At 72.1% G+C, this 23,793-nt stretch carries 23 protein-coding genes and 1 pseudogene; 18 read left to right on the forward strand and 6 right to left on the reverse strand.

Going from position 1 to position 23,793, the window contains the following annotated elements; all coding sequences use genetic code 11:
* Window positions 1-134 precede the first annotated feature (134 nt).
* Window positions 135-737 (reverse strand): annotated as a pseudogene (gene cofC / locus OG332_RS31545) (2-phospho-L-lactate guanylyltransferase); the annotation flags it as partial.
* 269 nt (window positions 738-1,006) lie between these two features.
* Between cofC and OG332_RS31550 the strand changes: the two are divergent.
* From OG332_RS31550 to OG332_RS31560, 3 genes are read left to right on the forward strand one after another with little or no spacing between them, the layout of a single operon-like run.
* The gene (locus tag OG332_RS31550; protein ID WP_327416633.1) at window positions 1,007-1,759 is read left to right on the forward strand and encodes a lysophospholipid acyltransferase family protein; all 753 of its coding nucleotides are present in this window, start codon (window positions 1,007-1,009) and stop codon (window positions 1,757-1,759) included.
* Window positions 1,756-2,766, forward strand: coding sequence for an NAD(P)H-dependent glycerol-3-phosphate dehydrogenase (locus OG332_RS31555; protein ID WP_327416634.1), 1,011 nt, complete (start codon window positions 1,756-1,758; stop codon window positions 2,764-2,766). The genes OG332_RS31550 and OG332_RS31555 overlap by 4 nt, the downstream gene beginning before the upstream one ends.
* 39 nt (window positions 2,767-2,805) lie before the next feature.
* Entirely contained in the window at window positions 2,806-3,963 is a 1,158-nt protein-coding gene (locus OG332_RS31560) for a D-alanine--D-alanine ligase family protein (protein WP_327416635.1), read from the forward strand.
* Between the two features lie 91 nt (window positions 3,964-4,054).
* Here the strand turns inward: OG332_RS31560 and OG332_RS31565 are convergent, their stop codons facing one another.
* Together OG332_RS31565 and OG332_RS31570 are read right to left on the reverse strand one after the other, a co-directional pair.
* Window positions 4,055-4,546 carry a DUF3515 domain-containing protein gene (locus OG332_RS31565; protein WP_327416636.1) on the reverse strand — a complete coding sequence of 164 codons (492 nt, stop codon included), beginning with the start codon at window positions 4,544-4,546 and terminating at the stop codon, window positions 4,055-4,057.
* A gap of 23 nt (window positions 4,547-4,569) precedes the next feature.
* Entirely contained in the window at window positions 4,570-4,803 is a 234-nt protein-coding gene (locus tag OG332_RS31570; RefSeq protein WP_327416637.1) for an Lrp/AsnC family transcriptional regulator, read from the reverse strand.
* 245 nt (window positions 4,804-5,048) lie between these two features.
* On the opposite strand from OG332_RS31570, the gene OG332_RS31575 reads away from it, so the two are divergent.
* Together OG332_RS31575 and thiD are read left to right on the forward strand one after the other, a co-directional pair.
* Entirely contained in the window at window positions 5,049-6,032 is a 984-nt protein-coding gene (locus tag OG332_RS31575; protein ID WP_327416638.1) for a thiamine-phosphate kinase, read from the forward strand.
* Window positions 6,029-6,829, forward strand: coding sequence for a bifunctional hydroxymethylpyrimidine kinase/phosphomethylpyrimidine kinase (gene thiD, locus OG332_RS31580; RefSeq protein ID WP_327416639.1), 801 nt, complete (start codon window positions 6,029-6,031; stop codon window positions 6,827-6,829). The genes OG332_RS31575 and thiD overlap by 4 nt, the downstream gene beginning before the upstream one ends.
* 88 nt (window positions 6,830-6,917) lie before the next feature.
* Here the strand turns inward: thiD and rpmB are convergent, their stop codons facing one another.
* Window positions 6,918-7,103: a 50S ribosomal protein L28 gene (rpmB, locus tag OG332_RS31585; RefSeq protein ID WP_007266795.1), complete on the reverse strand. Its 186-nt coding sequence runs from the start codon at window positions 7,101-7,103 to the stop codon at window positions 6,918-6,920.
* 239 nt (window positions 7,104-7,342) lie between these two features.
* Between rpmB and OG332_RS31590 the strand changes: the two genes are divergently transcribed.
* The 9 genes from OG332_RS31590 to mutM all read left to right on the forward strand — a co-directional run bounded on the left by OG332_RS31590 (window position 7,343) and on the right by mutM (window position 16,356).
* On the forward strand, window positions 7,343-9,037 hold the full coding sequence (locus OG332_RS31590) for a DAK2 domain-containing protein (protein ID WP_327416640.1): 1,695 nt from the start codon (window positions 7,343-7,345) through the stop codon (window positions 9,035-9,037).
* Between the two features lie 26 nt (window positions 9,038-9,063).
* Complete coding sequence (gene recG / locus OG332_RS31595) at window positions 9,064-11,259, forward strand: ATP-dependent DNA helicase RecG (RefSeq protein WP_327416641.1); 2,196 nt, start codon at window positions 9,064-9,066, stop codon at window positions 11,257-11,259.
* 72 nt (window positions 11,260-11,331) lie between these two features.
* Window positions 11,332-11,910 (forward strand): 16S rRNA (guanine(966)-N(2))-methyltransferase RsmD, encoded by a 579-nt coding sequence (gene rsmD, locus OG332_RS31600; RefSeq protein WP_327416642.1) that lies wholly within the window; start codon window positions 11,332-11,334, stop codon window positions 11,908-11,910.
* 14 nt (window positions 11,911-11,924) lie between these two features.
* A complete protein-coding gene (gene coaD / locus OG332_RS31605) occupies window positions 11,925-12,404 on the forward strand; it encodes a pantetheine-phosphate adenylyltransferase (protein ID WP_319722213.1) in 480 nt (159 codons plus the stop codon).
* Between the two features lie 103 nt (window positions 12,405-12,507).
* Window positions 12,508-13,536, forward strand: coding sequence for a cell division initiation protein (locus tag OG332_RS31610; protein WP_327416643.1), 1,029 nt, complete (start codon window positions 12,508-12,510; stop codon window positions 13,534-13,536).
* Window positions 13,537-13,647: 111 nt separating this feature from the next.
* On the forward strand, window positions 13,648-14,316 hold the full coding sequence (locus OG332_RS31615) for a YceD family protein (protein WP_037713377.1): 669 nt from the start codon (window positions 13,648-13,650) through the stop codon (window positions 14,314-14,316).
* Between the two features lie 2 nt (window positions 14,317-14,318).
* The gene (rpmF, locus tag OG332_RS31620; RefSeq protein ID WP_003965982.1) at window positions 14,319-14,492 is read left to right on the forward strand and encodes a 50S ribosomal protein L32; all 174 of its coding nucleotides are present in this window, start codon (window positions 14,319-14,321) and stop codon (window positions 14,490-14,492) included.
* Between the two features lie 19 nt (window positions 14,493-14,511).
* Entirely contained in the window at window positions 14,512-15,357 is an 846-nt protein-coding gene (gene rnc, locus OG332_RS31625; protein WP_327416644.1) for a ribonuclease III, read from the forward strand.
* A 114-nt stretch (window positions 15,358-15,471) separates the two neighbouring features.
* A complete protein-coding gene (gene mutM, locus OG332_RS31630; protein WP_327416645.1) occupies window positions 15,472-16,356 on the forward strand; it encodes a bifunctional DNA-formamidopyrimidine glycosylase/DNA-(apurinic or apyrimidinic site) lyase in 885 nt (294 codons plus the stop codon).
* On the opposite strand, the gene OG332_RS31635 is transcribed toward mutM, so the two are convergent.
* Window positions 16,329-16,733, reverse strand: coding sequence for a winged helix-turn-helix transcriptional regulator (locus tag OG332_RS31635; protein ID WP_327416646.1), 405 nt, complete (start codon window positions 16,731-16,733; stop codon window positions 16,329-16,331). The genes mutM and OG332_RS31635 overlap by 28 nt on opposite strands.
* Before the next feature lie 101 nt (window positions 16,734-16,834).
* Between OG332_RS31635 and OG332_RS31640 the strand changes: the two genes are divergently transcribed.
* Window positions 16,835-17,485, forward strand: a complete 651-nt coding sequence (locus OG332_RS31640; protein WP_327416647.1) for a flavodoxin family protein — start codon at window positions 16,835-16,837, stop codon at window positions 17,483-17,485.
* A gap of 71 nt (window positions 17,486-17,556) precedes the next feature.
* On the opposite strand, the gene OG332_RS31645 is transcribed toward OG332_RS31640, so the two are convergent.
* Window positions 17,557-18,522, reverse strand: coding sequence for a CAP domain-containing protein (locus OG332_RS31645; RefSeq protein ID WP_327416648.1), 966 nt, complete (start codon window positions 18,520-18,522; stop codon window positions 17,557-17,559).
* 136 nt (window positions 18,523-18,658) lie between these two features.
* Here OG332_RS31645 and OG332_RS31650 point away from each other — a divergent pair, with 136 nt between their 5' ends.
* From OG332_RS31650 to OG332_RS31660, 3 genes are all read left to right on the forward strand, one after another.
* Window positions 18,659-18,940: an acylphosphatase gene (locus OG332_RS31650; protein WP_327416649.1), complete on the forward strand. Its 282-nt coding sequence runs from the start codon at window positions 18,659-18,661 to the stop codon at window positions 18,938-18,940.
* A 348-nt stretch (window positions 18,941-19,288) separates the two neighbouring features.
* Window positions 19,289-19,507 (forward strand): hypothetical protein, encoded by a 219-nt coding sequence (locus OG332_RS31655; RefSeq protein WP_030708500.1) that lies wholly within the window; start codon window positions 19,289-19,291, stop codon window positions 19,505-19,507.
* A 207-nt stretch (window positions 19,508-19,714) separates the two neighbouring features.
* Entirely contained in the window at window positions 19,715-23,614 is a 3,900-nt protein-coding gene (locus tag OG332_RS31660) for an AAA family ATPase (RefSeq protein WP_327416650.1), read from the forward strand.
* Window positions 23,615-23,793: the final 179 nt, after the last annotated feature.

Consider the following 23,793-nt stretch of genomic DNA (forward strand, 5'->3'; position numbering starts at 1 on the left):
CGCTGCCCGGGCCGCAGCAGCCGCAGGCCGCCCGCGTCGAAGGCCGGGGCCTCGAAGGGCACCGGGGTGCCGTCGTCCAGCAGCACGCTGCCGCTGCGGGTCTGGGAGTCGTACGTGTACGCGGTCGCCTGCATACCGGCACTGTATCGGGCCGTGTGACGCCCCACACCGAGGGCGAGCGCCGTCCGCAGATCCGCCGCGGTGTCCACGTCCCGGCGCACGCTGTCGACGCCCGACAGGGCGATTTCCACCGCCCCCGAAGCCGAATGCCTGGCCCGCGACGGCCCGCCGAAGGAGGGGGTCAATTCCACGTCCGGCGCAGCGGAAAGCAAGGTCGTCCCGATTCCGGCCGCATCCGCCAGAAATGCCCGTGGAAATGCCGAGGCGTTTTCGAGCACGCGTAGCAATTCGGGGGGCCGCAGCGCCGGCAGATCGGCGTTCATCGCGGCCACCGCGGCACCGGGCCGCCCCGACCGCACCACCCGCGCCCCGTGGGCCAGTGCCGCGTTGAGTCCGGCCGCCGGGGCGTCCGGCACGATCCGCGCGCCCAGCCGGGACAGTTCGGCACCGGCCGCCGCGTCGTCCGTGACTACCACCACATCCGCGACCGCCGTGCAGGCCAGGGCCCCCGCGACGGTGTCCTGGGCGAAGGCCAGCGCGAGCCCCGCACGGGAGGCGCCCACGGCCGCCGCGAGACGGCTCTTGGCCACCGCCAGAGGCTTCAGCGGGACCACCAGACTCCAGACGGCGTTCGTGACGGACCCCTTCCCTCCGGTGCGCTCCGGCCCCTCCCCGGACCATGGTCGGGTCATGGCCGGGTCATGCGTCGGCTCATTGTCACCTCCGCCCGGGCGGCCCGGGAGCCCGGTGGCGTGAGCGGGGCGTACGGTGTTCTCGACAGAGACCGGGCCCGGGGCGACACTTGTCCGGCCGACGAGGTGCCCAAGTTCCCCCAGCCACCGCTGGGAGGTATCCCCGCCCACCGGTCCAGAGGAAAGGTGTCCGAGTGTCCCGCCGCAGAATCGGCTTCTGGTACCGCCTGGCGGCGGTCATCGCAAAACCGCCGCTGGTAGTGCTCTTCAAGCGGGACTGGCGGGGAATGGAGCACATTCCGGCCGAGGGCGGATTTATCACCGCCGTCAATCACAACTCGTATCTGGACCCGCTCTCCTACGCGCACTTCCAGTACAACACCGGCCGCGTGCCCCGATTGCTCGCGAAGGCCGCCCTCTTCAAGGTCCCTATTGTCGGGTCGATCCTGCACGGCTCCGGCCAGATCCCCGTCTACCGGGAGAGCACCAACGCCCTGGACGCATTCCGGGCCGCGGTGGACGCGATCGAGCGCGGCGAATGCGTGGCCTTTTACCCGGAAGGCACCCTCACCAGGGACCCCGGCATGTGGCCCATGGCCGGCAAGACCGGCGCCGCCCGTGTCGCGCTGATCACCAAGGCGCCCGTCATTCCGGTGGCCCAGTGGGGCGCGAACCTCGCGATGCCGCCGTACGCCAAGGAGAACAAGGTCCGGCTCTTCCCGCGCAAGACCCTCCGGGTGCTCGCCGGACCGCCGGTGGACCTCTCCGCCTTCTACGACCGGGAACCCACCCCGGACGTGCTCAAGGAGGCCACCGAGGTCATCATGGCCGCCATCACCGGGCTGCTGGAGGAGGTGCGGGGAGAGACCGCGCCCGAGCAGCCGTACGACCATCGCAACGCCAGGGCGGAACAGCGGCGCAAGGCCGCAGGGGAGGGCAAGAAGTGACACGTCCCGTGAAGGCGACCGTCTTCGGAACAGGCTCCTGGGGCACGGCCTTCGCCATCGTGCTCGCCGACGCCGGATGCGAGGTGACGCTCTGGGGCCGCCGCCAGGGGGTGGTCGACGCCATCAACACCGGCCGGACCAACCCGGACTACTTCCCCGACGTCGAGCTCCCCGCGAACCTCCGGGCCACCACCGACCCGGCCGAGGCCGCGGCCGGAGCCGACTTCACCGTCCTCGCCATCCCCTCCCAGACGCTGCGCGACAACCTCGCCGCGTGGGCCCCGCTGCTGGCCCCCGACACGGTGCTCGTCTCCCTCATGAAGGGCATCGAACTCGGCACCGCCAAGCGGATGAGCGAGGTCATCGAGGAGGTGGCCAAGGTCCCCGCCGAGCGCATCGCCGTGGTCACCGGCCCCAACCTGGCCGCCGAGATCGCCGCCCGCCAGCCCGCCGCCTCCGTCGTCGCCTGCGTGGACGAGGCCGTGGCGCAGCGCCTCCAGGCCGCCTGCCACACCGCGTACTTCCGCCCGTACACGAGCACCGACGTCACCGGCTGCGAGCTCGGCGGCGCCGTCAAGAACGTCATCGGCCTCGCCGTCGGCATCGCGGACGGCATGGGCCTGGGCGACAACACCAAGGGCTCGCTCATCACCCGCGGACTCGCCGAAGCCACCCGGCTGGGCGTGGCGATGGGCGCCGACCCGCTCACCTTCTCCGGCCTCGCGGGCCTCGGTGACCTGGTCGCCACCTGCTCCTCGCCGCTCTCCCGGAACCACACCTTCGGCACCAACCTCGGCCGCGGGATGACCCTGGAGGAGACCATCGCGGTCACCAAGCAGACCGCCGAGGGCGTCAAGTCCTGCCAGTCGGTGGCCGATCTGGCCCGCCGCCACGGGGTCGACATGCCCATCACCGACACCGTGGTGGACATCGTCCACCACGGCAAGCCGACCCTGGTCGCGCTGAAGGAACTGATGGGCCGCAGCGCCAAACCGGAACGTCGCTGACTCCAATCCGGACGCATGAGCGGGTACTCTCGTGGCGATATGAGCAGCGAGAACCTCCCCCAGACCCCTGAGCAGCAGGGCCGCAAGCCCCGCGTGGCCGTCGTGTTCGGCGGCCGCAGCTCGGAACACGCCATCTCGGTCGTCACGGCGGGCGCCGTGCTGCGCTCCATCGACCGGTCCAAGTACGAGGTGCTGCCCATCGGCATCACCACGGACGGCCGATGGGCGCTGACCGCCGACGAGCCCGAGCGGATGGCCATCGCCGACCGCCGGCTCCCGAGCGTCGAGGAGCTCGCCGACTCCGAGGACGGCGCCGTCGTGCTCTCGGTCGACCCCGCGAGCCGCCAGGTCGTCTACACCGAGCCGGGCGCCGTCCCGAAGGCCCTCGGCGAGGTCGACGTCGTCTTCCCCGTCCTGCACGGCCCGTACGGCGAGGACGGCACCCTCCAGGGCCTCCTGGAGCTGTCCGGCATCCCGTACGTCGGTTCGGGCGTCCTCGCCTCGGCGGTCGGCCAGGACAAGGACTACATGAAGCGGGTGTTCACCTCCTTCGGGCTGCGCGTCGGCCCGTACGTGACCATCCGCCCGCGCGAGTGGGAAGCCGACCGGGACGCCGCCAAGGCGAAGATCCTCGACTTCGCCGCCGAGCACGGCTGGCCGCTTTTCATCAAGCCCGCCCGGGCCGGCTCCTCCATCGGCATCACCAAGGTCGACGACGCCTCCGGCCTGGACGCCGCCGTCAAGGAGGCCCGGCGCCACGACCCGAAGATCATCGTGGAGGCGCTGCTGCGCGGCCGCGAGATCGAGTGCGGGGTCCTGGAGTTCGAGGACGGGCCGCGCGCCAGCGTGCCCGCCGAGATCCCGCCGGTCTCCAGCCACGACTTCTACGACTTCGAGGCGAAGTACATCGACTCCGCCTCCGGGATCGTGCCCGCTCCGCTCACCCCGGAGCAGACCGCCGAAGTGCAGGCGCTCGCGATCGAGGCCTTCGAGGCCGCGTCCTGCGAGGGCCTGGTGCGCGCCGACTTCTTCCTCACCGAGGACGGCACCTTCGTCATCAACGAGATCAACACGATGCCGGGCTTCACGCCGATCTCCATGTACCCGCTGATGTGGCAGAAGACGGGCGTCGCGTACCCGGAGCTGGTGGACCGCCTGATCCAGGCCGCCCTGAGCCGCTCCACCGGACTGCGCTAGACCGGACCGCGAGAGAGCAGCGACCGCCCGCCGGGATGCCCGGCGGGCGGTCGCTGTGAGTCGTAGCGGTCCTCCTGCCAGGGGCGGGGGATCAGTACGAGGAGAAGCCCAGGGGCACCGTCTTGGCGATCGCCGTGGACAGCCCGACCAGCATCCCCGCGTCCGTGGCATGCTCCTTGTCGACCAGGACCTCCGTGTACGCCTTCCGCATCCCGGAGACGAAACGGAACCCCCCGTCGGATTGCTTGTCCAGCAGCCAGGCGACGTCGTTGACGTGGACGCCCTCCTGCTTCTCGTCCAGCATCTCGGGGGGCTTGGGGACACCGCACCGCAGTACGATCGCCGAGCCGCCCCACGCGGCCGTCAGAGCGGACTCCGGTTCGGCCCGGGTCCGCTCCAGGCCGGCCACCGTCTCCGGAAGCTCCTCGTGCAGTGCTGCACAGAGCTCACCGATGGCGGCGGGCGGCGTGGGCGGCGGATCCACCCGGGCCTCGGAACCGCCCGGTGAGCACGCCGCGAGGCCCAGCAGGGCCAGCGCGGCGGGCAGGGCCAGGACACGGAGGGGCCGGCGGTGAGAGGTCATCACCGGCCAAGAGTAGACGGGGGCTACAGATGGACCACCGGGCAGGTCAAGGTGCGGGTGATCCCGTCCACCTGCTGGACCTTGGCCACGACCATGCGGCCGAGCTCGTCCACGGTGTCGGCCTGGGCGCGCACGATCACGTCGTACGGGCCCGTCACGTCCTCGGCCTGGATCACCCCCGGGATCTGGCCGATGGACTCGGCGACGAACGACGCCTTGCCCACCTCGGTCTGGATAAGGATGTACGCCTGTACCACGGAACCTCCAGGGCGGCCACGAGGATCATTTCCCCTAACCTTCGGGTGGGCCCCACACGAACGACAGGGCCGGGGGAAGAAGGGACGCCACGGTACCGCGTCGCCGTGCGCCGCGGGGCGACCTGCGGGCCCGGCGCCACGCACAGCGGGGCGTACGGAGAGCAGAAGTTGACGTATCTGTTGACGGTACCCAGAGCTGTGACGGCTCGCGACCGCAAGCGGACTGGGCAAGAAGGGGCACAGCGATGAAGGGCACTGTGGGCGAGCTGGGGGAGTTCGGGCTGATCAGGGAGCTCACCTCACGGCTCACCACCACCCCGGCGGTCCGGCTCGGACCGGGTGACGACGCCGCGGTGGTGTCGGCCCCCGACCGGAGGGTCGTGGCGAGCACCGACATCCTGCTCGAAGGCCGGCACTTCCGGCGCGACTGGTCCACGGCCTACGACGTCGGCCGCAAGGCCGCCGCGCAGAACCTCGCCGACATCGCCGCCATGGGCGCGGTACCGACCGCGCTGCTGCTCGGCCTCGTCGTGCCCGCCGAACTCCCGGTCACCTGGCCCACCGAGCTGATGGACGGCATCCGCGACGAGTGCCAGGTCGCCGGCGCGGCCGTGGTCGGCGGGGACGTGGTCCGCGGCGACGTCATCACCGTCGCCATCACCGCCCTCGGCGACCTGCGCAACCACGAGCCCGTGCTGCGCTCCGGAGCCCAGCCCGGCGACGTCGTCGCCGTCACCGGCTGGCTGGGCTGGTCCGCCGCCGGCTTCGCCGTTCTCTCGCGCGGCTTCCGCTCCCCGCGGGCGTTCGTCGAGGCGCACCGGCGCCCCGAGCCGCCGTACCACGCGGGCCCCGCAGCCGCCGGACTCGGCGCCACCGCCATGACCGACGTCAGCGACGGCCTGATCGCCGACCTCGGGCACATCGCCGAGGCCAGCAAGGTGCGGATCGACCTGCGCTCGGCGGCCGTCGACATCCCGACCCAGATGCACGACATCGGGCAGGCCGTCGGCGTGGACCCGCTGCTGTGGGTGCTCACCGGGGGAGAGGACCACGCGATCGTGGCGACCTTCCCGCCCGACGTGAAGCTCCCCGCCCGCTGGAAGGTCATCGGCGAGGTGCTGAACCGCTCCGCGCTGCCCCAGGTGACCGTGGACGGGGCGCCCTGGACCAGCACCGGCGGCTGGGACCACTTCGGGGCCGACCCGGCCGCCCAGGACGGCGCGCCGTGAGCACCGCCCCGCCGCTGTGCCTGACCGTCGCCGGATCCGACTCCGGCGGCGGCGCGGGCATCCAGGCCGACCTCAAGACGATGCTCGCCCTCGGCGTGCACGGCATGAGCGTCGTGACGGCCGTGACCGCACAGAACTCACTCGGGGTACGGGGAACATGGGAGCTTCCCGCAGAGGCCGTCACGGCCCAGTACCGGGCCGTCGTGGACGACATCGGCGTCCAGGCCGTGAAGACCGGGATGCTCTCCTCCGCCGTGCTGGTGGAGACGGTGGCGGAGCTGCTCGCCGGCACCCCCGCCCCGGCCGTCGTGGACCCGGTGGGCGTCTCCAAGCACGGGGACCGGCTGCTCGCCGCCTCCGCGCTGGACGCCGTGCGCAAGGAGCTGCTGCCGCGGGCCACCGTGGCCACGCCCAACTTGGACGAGGTGGCGCAGCTCACGGGCGTACTGGTGCAGACCGAGGACGACATGCGGCGGGCCGCCGACGCGATCCTCCGCCACGGACCGGGGTGGGCGCTGATCAAGGGCGGACACCTCGCGGCGCACGGCGGCGAGGCGGTGGACCTGCTCACCGACGGGACCGAGGAGCGGTGGCTGCGCGCCCCCCGCCACGGCAACCGGCACACCCACGGCACGGGCTGCACCCTCGCCAGCGCGATCGCGGCGGGCCTGGCCAAGGGACTGGCCGTCCCGGAGGCCGTCACGGCCGCCAAGGAGTACGTCACGGGCGCCATCGCCGCCGGCTTCGCGCTCGGCGGGGGCACCGGCCCGGTGGATCACGCCTGGCAGTGGCGCTGAGCCCCGCCGGACAAGGCAAAAGGCCGGTTCACCAGAGGTGAACCGGCCTTTTTGGCAACCGGAAAGGGCTGCGCTACGACGGGAGGCGTCAGCGCGAGACCTTGCCGGCCTTGATGCACGAGGTGCAGGCGTTGAGGCGCTTCGGCGTCCCATTGACCACGGCACGGACGCGCTGGATGTTCGGGTTCCAGCGACGCGAGGTGCGGCGGTGCGAGTGGGAGATGTTGTTGCCGAAGCTCGGCCCCTTGGCGCAAACGTCGCAGTTGGCAGCCACAGGTCACTCCAAGACTTCAGATGCAATTACAGTGAAACCGGCGCACCGGAATCAGAGATCTGAAGTGGTTTGCCGGGGAATGGCCCGACTCTCATCGGGCAACCGGAGCAGCATACAACGACTGCGTCCGTCCAAGAAAACTACCATGACCGCCGCTGCCCCCGCCCCGCGGTCCGGACGCCCGGGCAGACCTTGGCTACCCTGCGGTGAACCCTGGCCCGCACAAGGAGGAACGCCCGGTGCCGCACGAGCAGCCGCAGACCCTCGACGCCGAAGCGGTGCGCACCTGGAGCTCGCTGGCCCTGGCCGCACTGGGCCGGGCCCGCGAGGACATCGACGCGATCAACGTCTACCCGGTCGCCGACGCGGACACCGGCACCAACCTCTACCTCACCGCCGAATCGGCCGACCGCGCGCTGGACGACGCCTTCGCGAAGGTGACCGAGGGCACAGCGCCGGCCTCCCTGGCCCACGCCGTACGGGCCTGGGCGCACGGCGCCCTCGTCGGCGCCCGGGGGAACTCCGGGACGATCCTGGCGCAGCTGCTGCGCGGAGTGGCCGACGTACTCGGCGGCGAACCCGAGGCGAGCGCGCCCGGGGCCACCGGACCCGAGGTGGCCGTGCCCGGGGGCGGCGGGCCCGAGGAGCGCGGCGCCGGTGTGCTGCTGGCCCGGGCGCTGACCCGGGCCGCGGAGGAGGCGTACACGGCCGTCTCGCACCCGGTGGAGGGCACCATGCTCACCGTCGCCCGCGCCGCGGCGCGGGCCGGCGAGGCCGCCGCCGCCGGGACCGCCGCGGACGTGTCCCGCGCCGCCTACGACGGGGCCCGCGCCGCCCTGGCCGAGACCCCCGGGCAGCTCGCCGCACTCGGCCGGGCCGGAGTGGTCGACGCCGGGGGGTGCGGGCTGGTCGCCGTACTCGGGGCCCTGTGGCAGGCCCTGTCCGGCCAGGAACCGGCCGCCGAACCCGTGCGCGGCCGCGCGGTGCCCGTGCCGCAGACCTCGGACCCCTGCGGGCAGGAGGAGGACGGGCCCGCGTACGAGGTGATCTATCTGCTGGAGGCCTCCGAGGCGGCGGTCGGGGAACTGCGCGAACGGCTCGACGGGCTCGGCGACTCCCTGGTCGTGGTCGGCGGCGACGGGCTGTGGAACGTCCACGTGCACGTCGACGACCCCGGCGCGGCCGTGGAGGCCGGGGTCGTCGCCGGGCGGCCCTACCGGATACGGATCACGCATTTCGGGGACGAGCGGCGCCGGGCCCGGGGCGAGCGCGCCCAGCGGGCCGTGGTCGCCGTGGTCCCCGGCGAGGGACTGGCCGGGCTGTGCGGGGAGGCGGGAGCAACCGCCGTGCTCGTGCGCTCCGGGGAGGTCCCCGCCGCCCCCGAACTGCTCGACGCCATCCGCCGCGCCCACGCCCGCGAGGTGGTCCTGCTGCCGGGCGGCGCCGAGCTGCGCGCCGCCGCGGCCGCGGCGGCCGAACAGGCCCGCGCCGAAGGCGTACGGGTGGCCGTGATCCCCACCCGCTCCGCGGTCCAGGGGCTGGCCGCCCTCGCCGTGCACGACCCGGACGGCAGCTTCGACGAGGACGTGGTCGCCATGACGGCGGCGGCCGGCGCCACCCGGTACGGGGAGCTGGCCGTCGCCGAACGGCAGTCCTTCACCTCCGCCGGCATCTGCCAGGCCGGCGACGTGCTCGGTCTCATCGACGGGGACGTCGCCGTGATCGGCTCGGGCCTGGCCGAGACCGCCGAGGCGGTCCTGGAACGGATGCTCGGCTCCGGCGGCGAACTCGTCACCCTGGTGCTCGGACCCGAGGTGCCGGACGCGGTCGCCGAGCGCCTGGAGGCGTACGTCCAGCACGGCCACCTGGCCGTGGACACCGTGACCTACCGGGGCGGCCGGTACTCGGCGCCGCTCCTCATCGGGGTGGAATAGCGGGCTTGTCAGCGCCATGGTGTGCAATGGAACACGTGCCCGCGCTCGACGAAGACCTCAAGAAGACGCTCGGACCCGCCACCGCCAAGGTGCTGGCCGAGCAGCTCGGCCTGCACACGGCCCTGGACCTGCTCCACCACTACCCGCGGCGGTACGCCGAGCGCGGTGAGCTGACCTCGCTGGCCGAGCTCGCCGACCAGATCGACGAGCACGTGACCGTCGTCGCGCAGGTCGCGGACGCCCGGATCCTGACCTTCAACGGCGGCCGGGGCAAGCGCCTCGAAGTGACCATCACCGACGGCAGCGGCCGGCTCCAGCTGGTCTTCTTCGGTGCGGGCGTCCACAAGCCGCACAAGGAGCTGCTGCCCGGCAGTCGCGCGATGTTCGCCGGCAAGGTCTCCAAGTTCAACCACAAGCTCCAGCTCGCGCACCCCGCGTACGAGCCGCTCGGCGCGGACGCCTCCGACCGGGACGCCGCCAGCGCCTTCGCCAACCAGCTCATCCCGATCTACCCGGCCTGCGCGAAGCTGGAGTCCTGGAAGATCGCCAAATGCGTGGACGCGGTGCTGCCCAGCGCGCAGGAGGCCGTGGACCCGCTGCCGCCCGCCCTGCGCGAGGGCCGAGGGCTGGTCCCGCTCACCGAGGCCCTGCTGAAGATCCACCGGCCGGCCACCAAGGCCGACATCGAGGACGCCCGCCAGCGCCTGAAGTGGGACGAGGCCTTCGTCCTCCAGGTCGCCCTGGCCCGCCGCCGCCACGCCGACTCCCAGCTCCCGTCCGTTCCGCGCCGCCCCACCCCCGGCGGCCTCCTCGACTCCTTCGACGCGAAGCTCCCCTTCACCCTCACCGAGGGCCAGGTGGGCGTCTCGAAGGAGATCTTCGACGACCTGGCCACCAGCCACCCCATGCACCGCCTCCTCCAGGGCGAGGTCGGAAGCGGTAAGACGATGGTGGCCCTGCGGGCCATGCTCGCCGTCGTGGACTCCGGCGGGCAGGCGGCGATGCTCGCGCCCACCGAGGTGCTCGCGCAGCAGCACCACCGCTCCATCGTCGAGATGATGGGCGAACTGGCCGAGGCAGGCATGCTCGGCGGCTCCGACCAGGGCACGAAGGTGGTGCTCCTCACCGGGTCGATGGGGATGCCCGCGCGCCGGCAGGCCCTGCTCGACCTGGTCACCGGTGAGGCCGGGATCGTGATCGGCACGCACGCGCTGATCGAGGACAAGGTGCAGTTCCACGACCTCGGGCTGGTGGTCGTGGACGAACAGCACCGCTTCGGCGTCGAGCAGCGCGACGCCCTCAGGTCCAAGGGGAAGCAGCCCCCGCACCTGCTGGTGATGACCGCCACCCCGATCCCGCGCACGGTCGCCATGACCGTCTTCGGCGACCTGGAGACCTCCGTCCTCGACCAGCTGCCCGCCGGGCGCTCGCCGATCGCCACCCACGTGGTGCCCGCCAAGGACAAGCCGCACTTCCTCGCCCGGGCCTGGGAACGGGTCCGCGAGGAAGTGGAGAACGGCCACCAGGCGTACGTGGTGTGCCCCCGCATCGGCGACGGCGAGGACGAGCCCAAGAAGAAGAAGGCGGCCGAGGAGGACGGGGACAAGCGGCCCCCGCTGGCCGTCCTGGAGATCGCCGAGCAGCTGACGCGCGGCCCGCTCGCCGGGCTGTCCGTGGAGGTCCTGCACGGCCGGATGGACCCGGCCGACAAGGACGACGTCATGCGGCGCTTCGCCGCGGGCGAGGTCAAGGTGCTCGTCGCCACCACCGTCATCGAGGTCGGTGTGAACGTCCCGAACTCCACCGTCATGGTGATCATGGACGCGGACCGGTTCGGCGTCTCCCAGCTCCACCAGCTGCGCGGGCGCGTCGGCCGCGGCTCCGCGCCCGGCCTGTGCCTGCTGGTCAGCGAGATGCACGAGGCCAGCCCCGCCCGGGCCCGGCTGGCCGCCGTCGCCGCCACCCTCGACGGCTTCGAGCTCTCCCGGATCGACCTGGAGCAGCGCCGCGAGGGCGACGTGCTGGGCCAGGCCCAGTCGGGCGTGCGCTCCTCGCTGCGCATGCTCGCGGTCATCGAGGACGAGGAGGTCATCGCCCAGGCTCGGGAGGAGGCCACCCGCGTCGTCGCCGACGACCCCGCGCTGGAGCGGCTGCCCGGCCTGCGGACCGCGCTGGACGCCCTGCTCGACACCGAGCGCGAGCAGTACCTGGAGAAGGGATGAGCGGCACGACCTATCGTTGGAGTGCCGCGGCAGCCCCGCGGCTCCCCCTACCGCCGTACCGAAGGACCCCAGATGACCCGCGTGATCGCCGGCAGCGCCGGCGGGCGACGGCTGGCCGTGCCCCCCGGCACCGGCACCCGGCCGACCTCGGACCGGATGCGCGAAGGCCTGTTCTCCACCTGGGAGTCGCTGCACGGCGTCGAAGGGGCCCGGGTGCTCGACCTGTACGGCGGCTCCGGCGCCGTCGGCCTGGAGGCCCTCTCCCGCGGCGCGGCCCACACCCTGCTCGTGGAGGCGGACGCCAAGGCCGCCAAGGCGATCCGGGACAACATCAAGACGCTGGGCCTGCCCGGTGCGGAGTTCCGGGCGGGCAAGGCCGAGCAGATCGTGGCGGCCCGGGCGGGCGGGGACCCGTACGACATCGTCTTCCTGGACCCGCCGTACGCCGTGGACAGCGACGATCTCCGGGAGATCCTCCTCACACTCCGGTCCAATGGCTGGCTCACGGACGATGCGCTCGCCACCGTGGAGCGCAGCACCAGGAGCGGCGCCTTCCCGTGGCCCGAGGGCTTCGAGCCGCTCCGGTCGCGCAAGTACGGCGAGGGCACCCTTTGGTACGGCCGCGCCGCCTTCACCAGCGAAGACTCATGAACGAGGGAGTTCAGTTGCGCCGCGCCGTCTGTCCGGGGTCCTTCGACCCCATCACCAACGGACACCTCGACATCATCGGACGCGCCTCCAGGCTCTACGACGTCGTGCACGTCGCCGTGATGATCAACCAGTCGAAGCAGGGACTCTTCACCGTCGAGGAGCGGATCGAGCTGATCCGCGAGGCGACGGCCGACTACGGCAACATCCAGGTCGAGTCCTTCCACGGGCTGCTCGTCGACTTCTGCAAGCAGCGGGACATCCCGGCCATCGTCAAGGGACTGCGCGCGGTCAGCGACTTCGACTACGAGCTCCAGATGGCCCAGATGAACATGGGCCTGTCGGGCGTCGAGACGCTGTTCGTGCCGACCAACCCCACCTACAGCTTCCTGTCCTCCTCGCTGGTCAAGGAGGTCGCGGCCTGGGGCGGCGACGTCGCCCACCTGCTGCCGGCGCACGTGCACACGGCCCTCCTGGAGCGGCTGCGCAACCGCTGACTCCCTGATGGGCCGTCAGGCAGTGTCGGGGGCCCGCCCGGTGGCCTTACAGTCGTCCCGTCCGTCTCAGGAACCGCCTGAGGCCGAGAGAGTGCGAGCCCCCATGGACGTGCAGAAGAAGCTCGACGAGATCGTCGCGGCCGTCGGCGGCGCCCGGTCCATGCCCATGTCGGCCTCCTGCGTGATCAACCGCGCCGAGCTGCTCGCCCAGCTCGAAGAGGTCCGCCAGGCGCTCCCCGGCTCGCTCGCGCAGGCTCAGGAGCTCATCGGCGGCCGGGAGCAGATGGTCGAGGAGGCCCGCCGGGAGGCGGAGCGGATCATCGACGCCGCCCACAACCAGCGCGGTTCGCTGATCTCCGACACCGAGATCGCGCGCCGTTCGCAGGCGGAGGCGGACCGGATCCTCGAAGAGGCCCGCCGGGAGGCCGAGGAGATCCGCGCCGAGGCCGACGACTACGTCGACAGCAAGCTCGCGAACTTCGAGGTCGTGCTGTCCAAGACCATCGGTTCGGTGGACCGGGGCCGGGAGAAGCTGCTGGGCCGCGGCCCGGGCCTGGACGAGCAGGGCTACCGGGACCCCGACTACGACGAGGCGCCCGAGCGCAGCCACGACCCCGAGACGCAGCGGCAGCAGGCGGACGCGTACGTGGACACCAAGCTGGCGACCTTCGAGGCGGTGCTCTCCAAGACCCTGGAGGCCGTGGGCCGCGGCCGCCAGAAGCTGCTGGGCCGGGTCCCGTCGGACGACCTGGGCGTGCACATGGCCGCCCAGGACGCGGCGGGTGGCCAGCAGTCCCGCTCCGCGAGCGACGCGGACTTCCTGGCGGGCCTGGCGGAACCGGAGCCCCTCCACGTGCAGGCGCCGATCCCGGCGCAGGCGGATCCCGTGTACGACTCGTACTCCTACCAGCAGCCGGCCGCGCAGCAGCAGGACGCCTACGCCTACCAGGATCCGTACGGCGGCTACCAGCAGCAGCCGGACCCGTACGCGGCCTACCAGCAGCAGCCCGACCCCTATGCCGCGTACCAGCAGCAGCCGCAGGCCCAGCAGCCCTCGCTCGACGAGACCAGCCTCTTCGACACGAGCATGATCAACCTGGACCAGCTGCGCCAGTACGAACAGGGGCGCTAGGACCGGATTGGGCACTGGGCGCCGCTCCGGGTATCCTGGCTCTTCGGTCGCGCGTATGCACCGCGGTCCATGCTGCCCTAGAGCGGCGGAATCTTTGATCTTCAGCGATCTGTGAAAGCAGGAACGGCCCTGAATACCCGCCTCGACCACCGCAACCCCCTCGTGTTCGACACGCACGAGCTGGGTCGGCGTCCTGGTGCCATGCAGCGGCTGTCCCGTGAGATCGCGGCACCGGCGGACTTCGGTCTCGTCGGCGTCATCGGAGTGCCGGAAGGCGCCCCGGTGAAGCTCAACCTCCGCCTGGAGTCGGTCATGGAAGGGGTGCTTGTCACAGGCACCGCCCGTGCGTCGGCCGTGGGGGAGTGCGTAAGGTGTCTGGAGTCCGTCGAGCGCGAGCTCAAGGCGGACTTCCAGGAGATGTTCTCGTACCCTGACGCCGACGACCGGAGCCGCTCCAAGGCGGAACCGGCCGACGACGCCGAGGACGACGAGGACACGCTCTTCCTCGAGGACGGTTTGTTCGACCTCGAACCCGTGCTGCGGGATGTGGTGGTGCTCGCACTGCCCATGCAGCCGGTGTGCCGGGAGGACTGTCTCGGACTGTGCCCCGATTGCGGGCTCAGCCTGAACGACGACCCGGACCACCACCATGACGCCGTCGACATCCGTTGGGCGGCATTGCAAGGACTCGTCGTGACCGATCAGGACGGCGAGAAGGACAACATGAGCGGCACTGCCTCTGACGGAGTTCAGGGCGCCGCCGAGAAGCAGGAGAAGTAGCCGTGGCTGTTCCGAAGCGGAAGATGTCGCGCAGCAACACGCGCCACCGCCGGTCGCAGTGGAAGGCTGCGGTCCCCACCCTGGTTTCGTGTGAGCGTTGCCAGGAGCCGAAGCTCCAGCACATTGCGTGCCCGAGCTGCGGCACCTACAACAAGCGCCAGGTCCTCGAGGTCTGAGCGGCTGGTGAGAGGCGCAATGTCTGAGCTGTCCAACGCTGAGAAGCAGGCAGACAGTAACAACGCGGCCTCGTCCCACACGCTTCTGGAAGGGCGGCTCGGGTATCAACTCGAGTCCGCCCTTCTGGTGCGTGCACTGACCCACCGCTCGTACGCGTACGAGAACGGCGGTCTGCCCACCAACGAACGGCTGGAGTTCCTCGGGGACTCCGTGCTGGGCCTGGTGGTCACGGACACGCTGTACACGACCCACCCCGATCTCCCCGAAGGCCAGCTGGCCAAGCTTCGGGCCGCGGTGGTCAACTCGCGCGCACTGGCGGAGGTCGGGCGCGGCCTCGAACTCGGCTCCTTCATCCGGCTCGGCCGGGGCGAAGAGGGCACGGGCGGCCGGGACAAGGCCTCCATCCTCGCCGACACCCTTGAAGCGGTGATCGGCGCGGTCTACCTCGATCAGGGCCTCGACGCGGCCTCGGAGCTGGTCCACCGGCTCTTCGACCCGCTCATCGAGAAGTCCTCGAACCTCGGGGCCGGCCTGGACTGGAAGACCAGCCTCCAGGAGCTCACGGCGGCCGAAGGTCTTGGCGTACCGGAATATCTGGTCACCGAGACCGGTCCGGACCACGAGAAGACCTTCACCGCTGCCGCCCGCGTCGGTGGTGTCTCGTACGGCACCGGCACCGGCCGCAGCAAGAAGGAAGCGGAACAGCAGGCTGCGGAGTCCGCATGGCGCGGAATCCGCACCGCGGCGGACGAGCGGATCGCGGCGGCCGCCGTGGCCGCCGCCGCTCCGGCCGAGGTCCCGGCTTCGGCCGGGTCCGAGGACGGCGGGGTACCGACGCCCGCCGAACCGGCGCCGGACGCCTGACCCTTCCTTCCGGATTTCCCCGCCCGCCCCTGCCTCGCAGGGGCGGGCGATTCCGTTTCCGGGGGCCGGTACGCTCGCCGGGAGCACCCAGATCCGCATCCCCGGAGGTACACCGTGCCCGAGCTGCCCGAAGTCGAAGTCGTGCGGCGGGGGCTGGAGCGCTGGGTGGCCGGGCGGACCGTCGAGGCCGTCGAGGTCCTGCACCCGCGGGCGGTACGGCGCCATCCGGGCGGCGGGGCCGACTTCGCGGCGCGGCTGCGCGGCGAGACCTTCGGAGTGCCGCAGCGGCGCGGGAAGTACCTGTGGCTGCCGCTGGAGGGACGGGACCTGTCCGTGCTCGGGCACCTGGGGATGAGCGGGCAGCTGCTCGTGCAGCCGCAGGACGCCCCCGACGAGAAGCACTTGCGGATCCGGGTGCGGTTCACTGATTGCGACAGCGGCTCCGCCGCGGGCGCCGCCGGGACCGAGCTGCGCTTCGTGGACCAGCGGACCTTCGGCGGGCTCTCGCTGCACGACAACACGGCCGACGGGCTGCCGGACGTCATCGCGCACATCGCCCGGGACCCGCTCGACCCCCTCTTCGACGAGGGGGCGTACCACCTCGCACTGCGCGCCAAGCGGACCACCGTCAAGCGGGCGCTGCTCGACCAGTCCCTGATCAGTGGGGTCGGCAACATCTACGCGGACGAGGCGCTGTGGCGCGCCAAGCTGCATTACGAGCGCCCCACCGCCAACCTCACGCGTCCCCGGAGCGCGGAACTCCTCGGCCATGTCCGGGACGTCATGAACGCGGCCCTCGCCGTCGGCGGCACCAGCTTCGACAGCCTGTACGTGAACGTGAACGGCGAGTCGGGGTACTTCGACCGCTCGCTCGACGCCTACGGGCGCGAGGACGAGCCTTGTCGCCGCTGCGGTACGCCGATGCGCCGGCGCCCCTGGACGAACAGGTCGAGCTACTTCTGCCCGCGCTGTCAGCGGCCGCCGCGCGCGGCGTCGTAGGACGTCCGGGCGGTGAGCACCGCCGGCATGTTGCCCTCGAGGCAGTGGATGAGCGAGAGCAGCCGATCCGCGACCTCGATGCCGAGCGGGGTCAGCTCGTAGTCGACGCGTGGCGGATTCGTCGGCTGGGCCTCGCGGTGGACTATGCCGTCGCGCTCCAGCGCGTGCAGGGTCTGGGAGAGCATTTTTTCGCTCACGCCCTCCACCCGGCGGCGCAGTTCGTTGAAACGGCACGGGCCTTCGCGCAGGGCGCCCACGGTGAGGCTGCCCCAGCGGCCGGTGACGTGTTCCAGGGTCTCGCGGGACGGGCAGGCACGCGCGAACACGTCGAACGGCTGATCGGTGTCGGCGGCTTCTGTGCGGACTGGGGTCTCCATAGGAAGAGCGTACTCCCCTACAGCGCTAACTTGAGGGTTGCGCTTTCCAAAAGTTAGTGCTTCTCTGGGTGTCGTCACCGTCCTGCTCCCCCGCACCACGCATGTGCGGGGGAGGGAGTCTTCCGAGGGAGAGAATCACCTTGTCCGGTATCGCGCACACCCCCGTCGTCTCGATCGCCTACCACTCCGGCTACGGCCACACCGCCGTGGTCGCCGAGGCGGTCCGCAGCGGCGCCGTCGACGCCGGGGCGACCGTCCACCTGATCAAGGTCGACGAGATCGACGACGCGCAGTGGGAGCTGCTCGACGCGTCCGACGCGATCGTCTTCGGCTCCCCGACCTACATGGGCACCGCCTCCGGCGCCTTCCACGTGTTCGCGGAAGCCACCTCGAAGCGCTGGTTCGGCGACGTCTGGCAGAACAAGGTGGCCGCCGGCTTCACGAACTCCGCCTCCAAGAGCGGCGACAAGCTGCACACCCTGCAGTTCTTCCAGATCCTCGCCGCCCAGCACGGCATGAGCTGGGTCAACCTGGGCCTGAAGCCGGGCTGGAACAGCAGCACCGCCTCCGAGAACGACCTCAACCGCCTCGGCGTCTTCGCCGGCGCCGCCGCCCAGAGCAACTCCGACGAGGGTGCGGACGCCGTCCACAAGGCCGACATTGCGACCGCCGAGCACCTGGGCCGCCGCGTCGCCGAGCAGACGCGCATCGTCATCGCGGGCCGCGCGGCCCTGGCCGCGGCCGGGGCCTGAGCCCCGGGCGGTCGCGGCGCTCGCGCCGGCGACCGCCGGCCGCTGCAGGCGGGTGAGCGTGGCCGTCGGTGCTAGAGGCCGAAGTCCTGGGTCCACCAGGGGCCGCCGGCGGCGAAGTGGGCGCCGACGCCCAGCGTGCGGAACTCGCAGTTGAGGATGTTCGCCTTGTGGCCCGGGCTGTTCATCCAGGCCTTCATCACGGCGTCTGCGTCGCCCTGGCCGCGCGCGATGTTCTCGCCGCCGAGGCCGGCGAGGCCGGCCTTGGCGGCGCGGTCCCACGGGCTGTTGCCGTCGGGGTCGTCGTGGCTGAAGAAGCCCCGTGTGGCCATGTCCTTGCTGAATGCTCCGGCCAGCGCCGCGAGCGGCGGATTGGCCCGGACGGGACCGCACCCGGCCATCGCGCGCTCCTGGTTGACCAGGGCGACCACGGCGTCCTCCTCGGCGGAGTGGCCGTCCAGGGCCGGCCGGGGCGCGGGGGTGGCCGGCGTCGGGGGCGCCGCGACCGGCTTCGCGGGTGCCGGAACCGGCTTCGCGGGTGCCGGAATCGGCTTCGCGGGTGCCGGAATCGGCTTCGAGGGTGCCGGAACCGGCTTCTTCTCCGGGGCCTTGCGGGCGGGAGCGGGCGTGGCCGAAGGCGAAGCGGTCGGCGACGCGCTCGGCGAGGCGGACACGGAGGGGCTCGGCGGGGCCGAGGAGGAGGGCGAGGCCGACGGGGACGGCGAGGCCGACGGGCTCTTGGAGGGGGAACCGGAGCCGGCGCCCGTGGCGGCGCGGCCCGACAGGCTGGCGAGGCCACCCTGCTGTTCCGGCGCGGGGTCCGGGGTGGGCGAGGCCTTGGCCTTGGCCTCCGGCGTGCCGGCGCCCCCCGTAGCGCTGACGCCCACATAGGGGAACGCGCTGCCGACCGGCACCATGCCGGTGGTGACGGCCGCCGTGCCGAGGGCCACGGCCACCGAGACGCCGAGCAGGCCGGTGCGCAGGACGGTGCCGCGCTTGCCGCCGCTGTGCGGCGCGGCGGGGAGTCGGTGACGTCCCATCGCTGTCGTGCCTTCCTTGCCGGATCAAGATCATCCCTTACGCACCCAAATGGGTGAGTTCGTTGCTGCGCGACTGTACGCCATGGGGCCAGGGGGCGATGTGTCCGGAAAGTCATCGCCCGGTTAGCGTTCACGCATGAATGAAGACGTCCGTCTGACCGCCTGGGTGCGCGGCCGTGTGCAGGGAGTCGGCTTCCGCTGGTTCACCAGGGAGAACGCCCTGGAGATCGGAGGCGTCGTCGGCTTCGCGCTCAACCTCGACGACGGGCGAGTACAGGTGGTCGCCGAAGGTCAACGTGAGAATTGCCACCGGCTGCTCGACTGGCTGCGCTCCGCCGACACGCCCGGCCGGGTGGACGGAGTGACAGAGATCTGGGGCACACCGCGCGGTGGCTACGACGGATTCGGGATGTGGTGACCGATCGACTGATCATGCACTCATCACACCTCTGATCGTCCGCACACGGCCGGAACTGCGCATTCGTCCCCGACGCGTTGCCGACGGGGGCGAACCGTGGAAGGCTCGGAGATGAGGATGATCTCCACGCCCCCTGCCGGGGCCGGGGCGCCCGCCGATACGGGGTGTGATCGTGTTGACCGTCAAACTTTTTGGTGAGACGCTGGAAGCCCCGCGCACCTGAGCTGTTTGGCAGTGTTGGCAGTAGCAAGCGCAGTGACTGTCAGTCGCTGCCGGACATCCGCGGGTGCGATTCCCTCACGACCCACACCGCTTCGGTCGGTCACTCAGTGTGGAGGACCATCCATCATGGCAAAGGCGCTTCTCGGTTACGTCGGCGGTTCCGATCCGCGACTCCTCGCCGAGATGCGACGGCTTCAGCAGCGCGTCCAGGACCTTGAGTCCGAGCTCGTACGGATTCAGTCTGAAAATGACGCGCTGAACGCGGCCGCCGCTCAGCACGACGGAGACTCGCTGCTGGACCGCATCGACATCGACGTACCCCAGGCGGAGCCTGCGCTCACCTGATCCGCGCTCATTCGTCGCTCGACTCCAGCCCCGTTTGATCTGCAAGGGACGCTTCGGCGTCCCTTCTTTCTTTGACCTCCCCCTCCACCCCCTCTGCCTCCGCGCCACGGTCCCAGAGGGCCAGGTGGGGGGCGTGATGCCTTTAGCGTCAGTGGTGCCCTGCACCTTCATGGGTGAAACCGAACGCGAAAGGTAGAGTCCGGCGGCGTGCACCTCAAGTCCCTGACCCTGCGTGGCTTCAAATCCTTCGCCTCCGCCACCACCCTGCGCTTCGAACCCGGCATCACCTGTGTCGTGGGTCCGAACGGCTCGGGCAAGTCCAATGTGGTGGACGCGCTGTCCTGGGTCATGGGCGAACAAGGGGCCAAGTCCCTGCGCGGCGGGAAGATGGAAGACGTCATCTTCGCCGGGACCACCGGACGGCCGCCGCTCGGGCGCGCCGAGGTGTCGCTGACGATCGACAACTCCGACGGCGCGCTCCCCATCGACTACGCCGAAGTCACCATCACCCGGATCATGTTCCGCGGCGGCAGCAGTGAGTACCAGATCAACGGTGACACCTGCCGGCTGCTGGACATCCAGGAGCTGCTCTCCGACTCCGGCATCGGCCGCGAGATGCACGTCATCGTCGGCCAGGGCCAGCTGGACTCCGTCCTGCACGCCGATCCCATGGGCCGCCGCGCCTTCATCGAGGAGGCGGCGGGCGTACTGAAGCACCGCAAGCGCAAGGAGAAGGCGCTGCGGAAGCTCGACGCGATGCAGGCCAACCTCGCGCGCGTGCAGGACCTCAACGACGAGCTGCGCCGCCAGCTCAAACCCCTGGGACGGCAGGCCGCGGTCGCCCGGCGGGCGGCCGTGATCCAGGCCGACCTGCGCGACGCGCGGCTGCGGCTGCTCGCCGACGACCTGGTCACGCTGCGGCGGGCGCTCGACGCGGAGATCGCGGACGAGGCGGCTCTCAAGGAGCGCAAGGAAGCGGCCGAAGCCCAGCTGGCGCTCGCGCTGCGGCGCGAGGCCGAGCTGGAGGAGGCGGTGCGGGAGCTCGCGCCGCGGCTGCAGCGGGCGCAGCAGACCTGGTACGAGCTGTCGCAGCTCGCCGAACGGGTACGGGGCACCGCGTCCTTGGCGGACGCGCGGGTGAAGAGCGCGACGGCGCCCGTGGAGGACGAACGGCGGGGCCGCGATCCGGAGGACATGGAGCGGGAGGCCGGGCGGATCCGTGAGCAGGAGGCGGAACTGACGGCGGCTCTGGAGGCGGCCTCGCGGGCGCTGGAGGACACGGCCGGGCACCGGGCCGAGCTGGAGCGGGCGCTGGCCGAGGAAGAACGGCGGCTGCGCGACGCGGCGCGGGCCATCGCCGACCGGCGCGAGGGGCTGGCCCGGCTGACGGGGCGGCTCGGCGCGGCCCGCTCCCGCGCGGGGGCGGCGCAGGCCGAGATCGACCGGCTCGTCGCGGCGCGGGACGCGGCGCAGTCCCGGGCCGCCGCCGCGCAGGCGGAGTACGAGGCGCTGGCGGAGGAGGTCGGCGGGCTGGACGAGCCGTCGGCGGACGCGGACCACGAGGCCGCGCGCGCCGAGCTGGCGGCGGCCGAGGAGGCCCTGTCCGCCGCGCGCGACGCGCTGTCCGGGGCGGAGCGCTCGCGGGCGGCGGTGTCGGCGCGGCGGGACGCGCTCGCGCTCGGACTGCGCCGCAAGGACGGTACGGGGGCGCTGCTCGCGGCGCGGGAGAAGCTGGCCGGGCTGCTCGGGCCGGCTGCGGAGCGGCTGACGGTGACCCCGGGTTACGAAGCCGCCGTAGCCGCTGCGCTGGGCTCGGCGGCGGACGCCCTGGCGGTGTCCTCCCCGAACGCGGCGGCCGCCGCGCTCCGCCACCTCCGGGACACGGACGCAGGCCGCGCCACCCTCCTGATCACCCCGCCCGGAACCGCAACCCCACCCACCGTCCCGCCCGCCCCCACAGGCCAGGCCACCGCCCCTGCGGGTCGGCCGGCCGTCGCGGCCGAGGCCATTGACCCTGCGGGTCTGTCGGCCCTGCCGGGCCAGGTGTCCGCCCCTGTGGACCCGCCCGCCCTCCCGGACCAGGCCTTTGCCCCTGCGGGTCCGTCGCCCGCTCCGGGCCAGGCCTCCGACCCTGCGGGTCTGCCCGGTGCTCCGGGCCCGGGACCGGCTCCCGCCGCGGGGTCGGGCGCCCAGCCGCCCGGGCAGGCTTCGGCCGGGGGAGTCTTCCCCCACCCCGCCCGTTCCCGAGACCGGGCTCTGCCCGGACCCGGGCTGGGGCAGAGCCCCTGCGACGGGCCCGCAGGCGAGGGGGTGCCCGCGGCCCGGCTGGTCGGCGGGGACGCCGAGGCGTGGCGGGCGGCCGCCTGGGTGCTGCGCGACCACGTCATGGTCGGCACGCTCGACGAGGCCGAGGCACTCGTCGCGGCGCGGCCCGAGGCGGTGGCCGTGACCCTCGACGGAGACGTGCTCGGGGCGCACCTCGCGCACGGTGGCTCCGCCGGGGCGCCCAGCCTGATCGAGGTGCAGGCCGCCGTCGACGAGGCGGCGGCGGAGCTGACCGCGCTGGGCGTGCGGTGCACGGAACTCGGCGAGGCCCAGGCCGCCGCCCAGTCCCGGCGGCGGGACGCGGCAGCCCTGGTCGAGGAGCTCGCCGAGCGCCGCCGCGCCGCGGAGCAGGCCCGCGCCGGCGTCGCGCAGCAGCTCGGGCGGCTCGCCGGGCAGGCGAAGGGGGCCGCAGGCGAAGCCGAGCGCAGCGCCGCCGCCGCGGCCAAGGCCCAGGACGCGCTGGAGCAGGCGCTGGCCGACGTGGAGGAGTGCGCGGAACGGCTCGCGTCGGCCGAGGAACTGCCGGTGGAGGAGGAGCCCGACAGCTCCCGGCGGGACCGGCTCGCGGCCGACGGGGCCAACGCGCGGCAGACCGAGATGGAGGCGCGGCTGCAACTGCGCACCCATGAGGAGCGGGTCAAGGGGCTGGCCGGACGAGCCGATTCCCTCGACCGCGCGGCCCGGGCGGAACGCGAGGCCCGGGCCCGCGCCGAACGGCGCCGGGCGCGGCTGCGGCACGAGGCGGAGGTGGCCCGCGCGGTGGCCGACGGCTCCCGGCAGCTGCTCGCGCACGTGGAGGTCTCGCTGCTGCGGGCCGACGAGGAGCGCCTCGCGGCCGAACGGGCCAAGGGCCTGCGCGAGCGGGAGCTCGGCGAGGCGCGCAACCGCGGACGCGAACTGAAGGGGGAGCTCGACAAGCTCACCGACTCCGTCCACCGCGGCGAGGTGCTCGGCGCCGAGCAGCGGCTGCGCATCGAGGCGGTGGAGGCCAGGGCGCTGGAGGAGTTCGGCATGGAGTCCGCCGGGCTCGTCGCCGAATACGGCCCCGACCAGCCGGTGCCGCCGTCGCCGCCCGCCGAGGGGGAGGAACTCCCCGAGGATCCCGAGCACCCGCGCAACCGGCCCGGCCCCTTCGTCCGCGCGCAGCAGGAGAAGCGGCTCAAGGCGGCCGAACGCGCCTACCAGCAGCTCGGCAAGGTCAATCCGCTCGCGCTGGAGGAGTTCGCGGCGCTGGAGGAGCGCCACCAGTTCCTCAGCGAGCAACTGGAGGACCTCCGCAAGACGCGAGCCGATCTCCTTCAAGTGGTGAAGGAGGTCGACGAACGCGTTGAGCAGGTCTTCACCGAGGCCTACCGGGACACGGCCCGGGAGTTCGAGGGGGTGTTCTCGCGGCTGTTCCCCGGCGGCGAGGGCCGGCTGATCCTGACCGACCCCGACAACATGCTGACCACCGGCGTCGACGTCGAGGCCCGCCCACCGGGCAAGAAGGTCAAGCGGCTGTCGCTGCTCTCCGGCGGCGAGCGTTCGCTGACCGCCGTGGCCCTGCTGGTGTCCATCTTCAAGGCGCGCCCCAGCCCGTTCTACGTGATGGACGAGGTCGAGGCGGCGCTCGACGACACCAACCTGCAGCGGCTGATCCGGATCATGGAGGAGCTCCAGGAGAGCTCACAGCTGATCGTGATCACGCACCAGAAGCGGACGATGGAGGTCGCGGACGCGCTCTACGGCGTCTCCATGCAGGGCGACGGGGTCTCCAAAGTCATCAGCCAGCGTCTGCGCTGACCCGTTCGCTTCAGGAAGTGAACACTGTGGCTCTCTTCACTCCGGCTTGGCGGATTTTCATGGGCTCTTGACTTCAGAAAGTGAAGCCATAAGCTCTGCTTGCCGTGTCCGACGTTCAGGTGGTGGCGAGCAGTTTGCTGTGCGCCACTGGAGGAACACGCGTACAGACGAACACCCCC

This window comes from Streptomyces sp. NBC_01233 (assembly GCF_035989305.1).
Lineage (GTDB): Bacteria > Actinomycetota > Actinomycetes > Streptomycetales > Streptomycetaceae > Streptomyces.

What these genes read in the sequence shown, in the direction of transcription:
- OG332_RS31560 (WP_327416635.1), top strand. Translation starts at nt 2,806, where the DNA reads ATGAGCAGCGAGAACCTCCCCCAGACCCCTGAGCAGCAGGGCCGCAAG.
- OG332_RS31565 (WP_327416636.1), bottom strand. Translation starts at nt 4,546, where the DNA reads ATGACCTCTCACCGCCGGCCCCTCCGTGTCCTGGCCCTGCCCGCCGCG.
- OG332_RS31575 (WP_327416638.1), top strand. Translation starts at nt 5,049, where the DNA reads ATGAAGGGCACTGTGGGCGAGCTGGGGGAGTTCGGGCTGATCAGGGAG.
- recG (WP_327416641.1), top strand. Translation starts at nt 9,064, where the DNA reads ATGGAACACGTGCCCGCGCTCGACGAAGACCTCAAGAAGACGCTCGGA.
- rsmD (WP_327416642.1), top strand. Translation starts at nt 11,332, where the DNA reads ATGACCCGCGTGATCGCCGGCAGCGCCGGCGGGCGACGGCTGGCCGTG.
- OG332_RS31610 (WP_327416643.1), top strand. Translation starts at nt 12,508, where the DNA reads ATGGACGTGCAGAAGAAGCTCGACGAGATCGTCGCGGCCGTCGGCGGC.
- rnc (WP_327416644.1), top strand. Translation starts at nt 14,512, where the DNA reads ATGTCTGAGCTGTCCAACGCTGAGAAGCAGGCAGACAGTAACAACGCG.
- OG332_RS31635 (WP_327416646.1), bottom strand. Translation starts at nt 16,733, where the DNA reads ATGGAGACCCCAGTCCGCACAGAAGCCGCCGACACCGATCAGCCGTTC.
- OG332_RS31640 (WP_327416647.1), top strand. Translation starts at nt 16,835, where the DNA reads ATGTGCGGGGGAGGGAGTCTTCCGAGGGAGAGAATCACCTTGTCCGGT.
- OG332_RS31645 (WP_327416648.1), bottom strand. Translation starts at nt 18,522, where the DNA reads ATGGGACGTCACCGACTCCCCGCCGCGCCGCACAGCGGCGGCAAGCGC.
- OG332_RS31650 (WP_327416649.1), top strand. Translation starts at nt 18,659, where the DNA reads ATGAATGAAGACGTCCGTCTGACCGCCTGGGTGCGCGGCCGTGTGCAG.
- OG332_RS31655 (WP_030708500.1), top strand. Translation starts at nt 19,289, where the DNA reads ATGGCAAAGGCGCTTCTCGGTTACGTCGGCGGTTCCGATCCGCGACTC.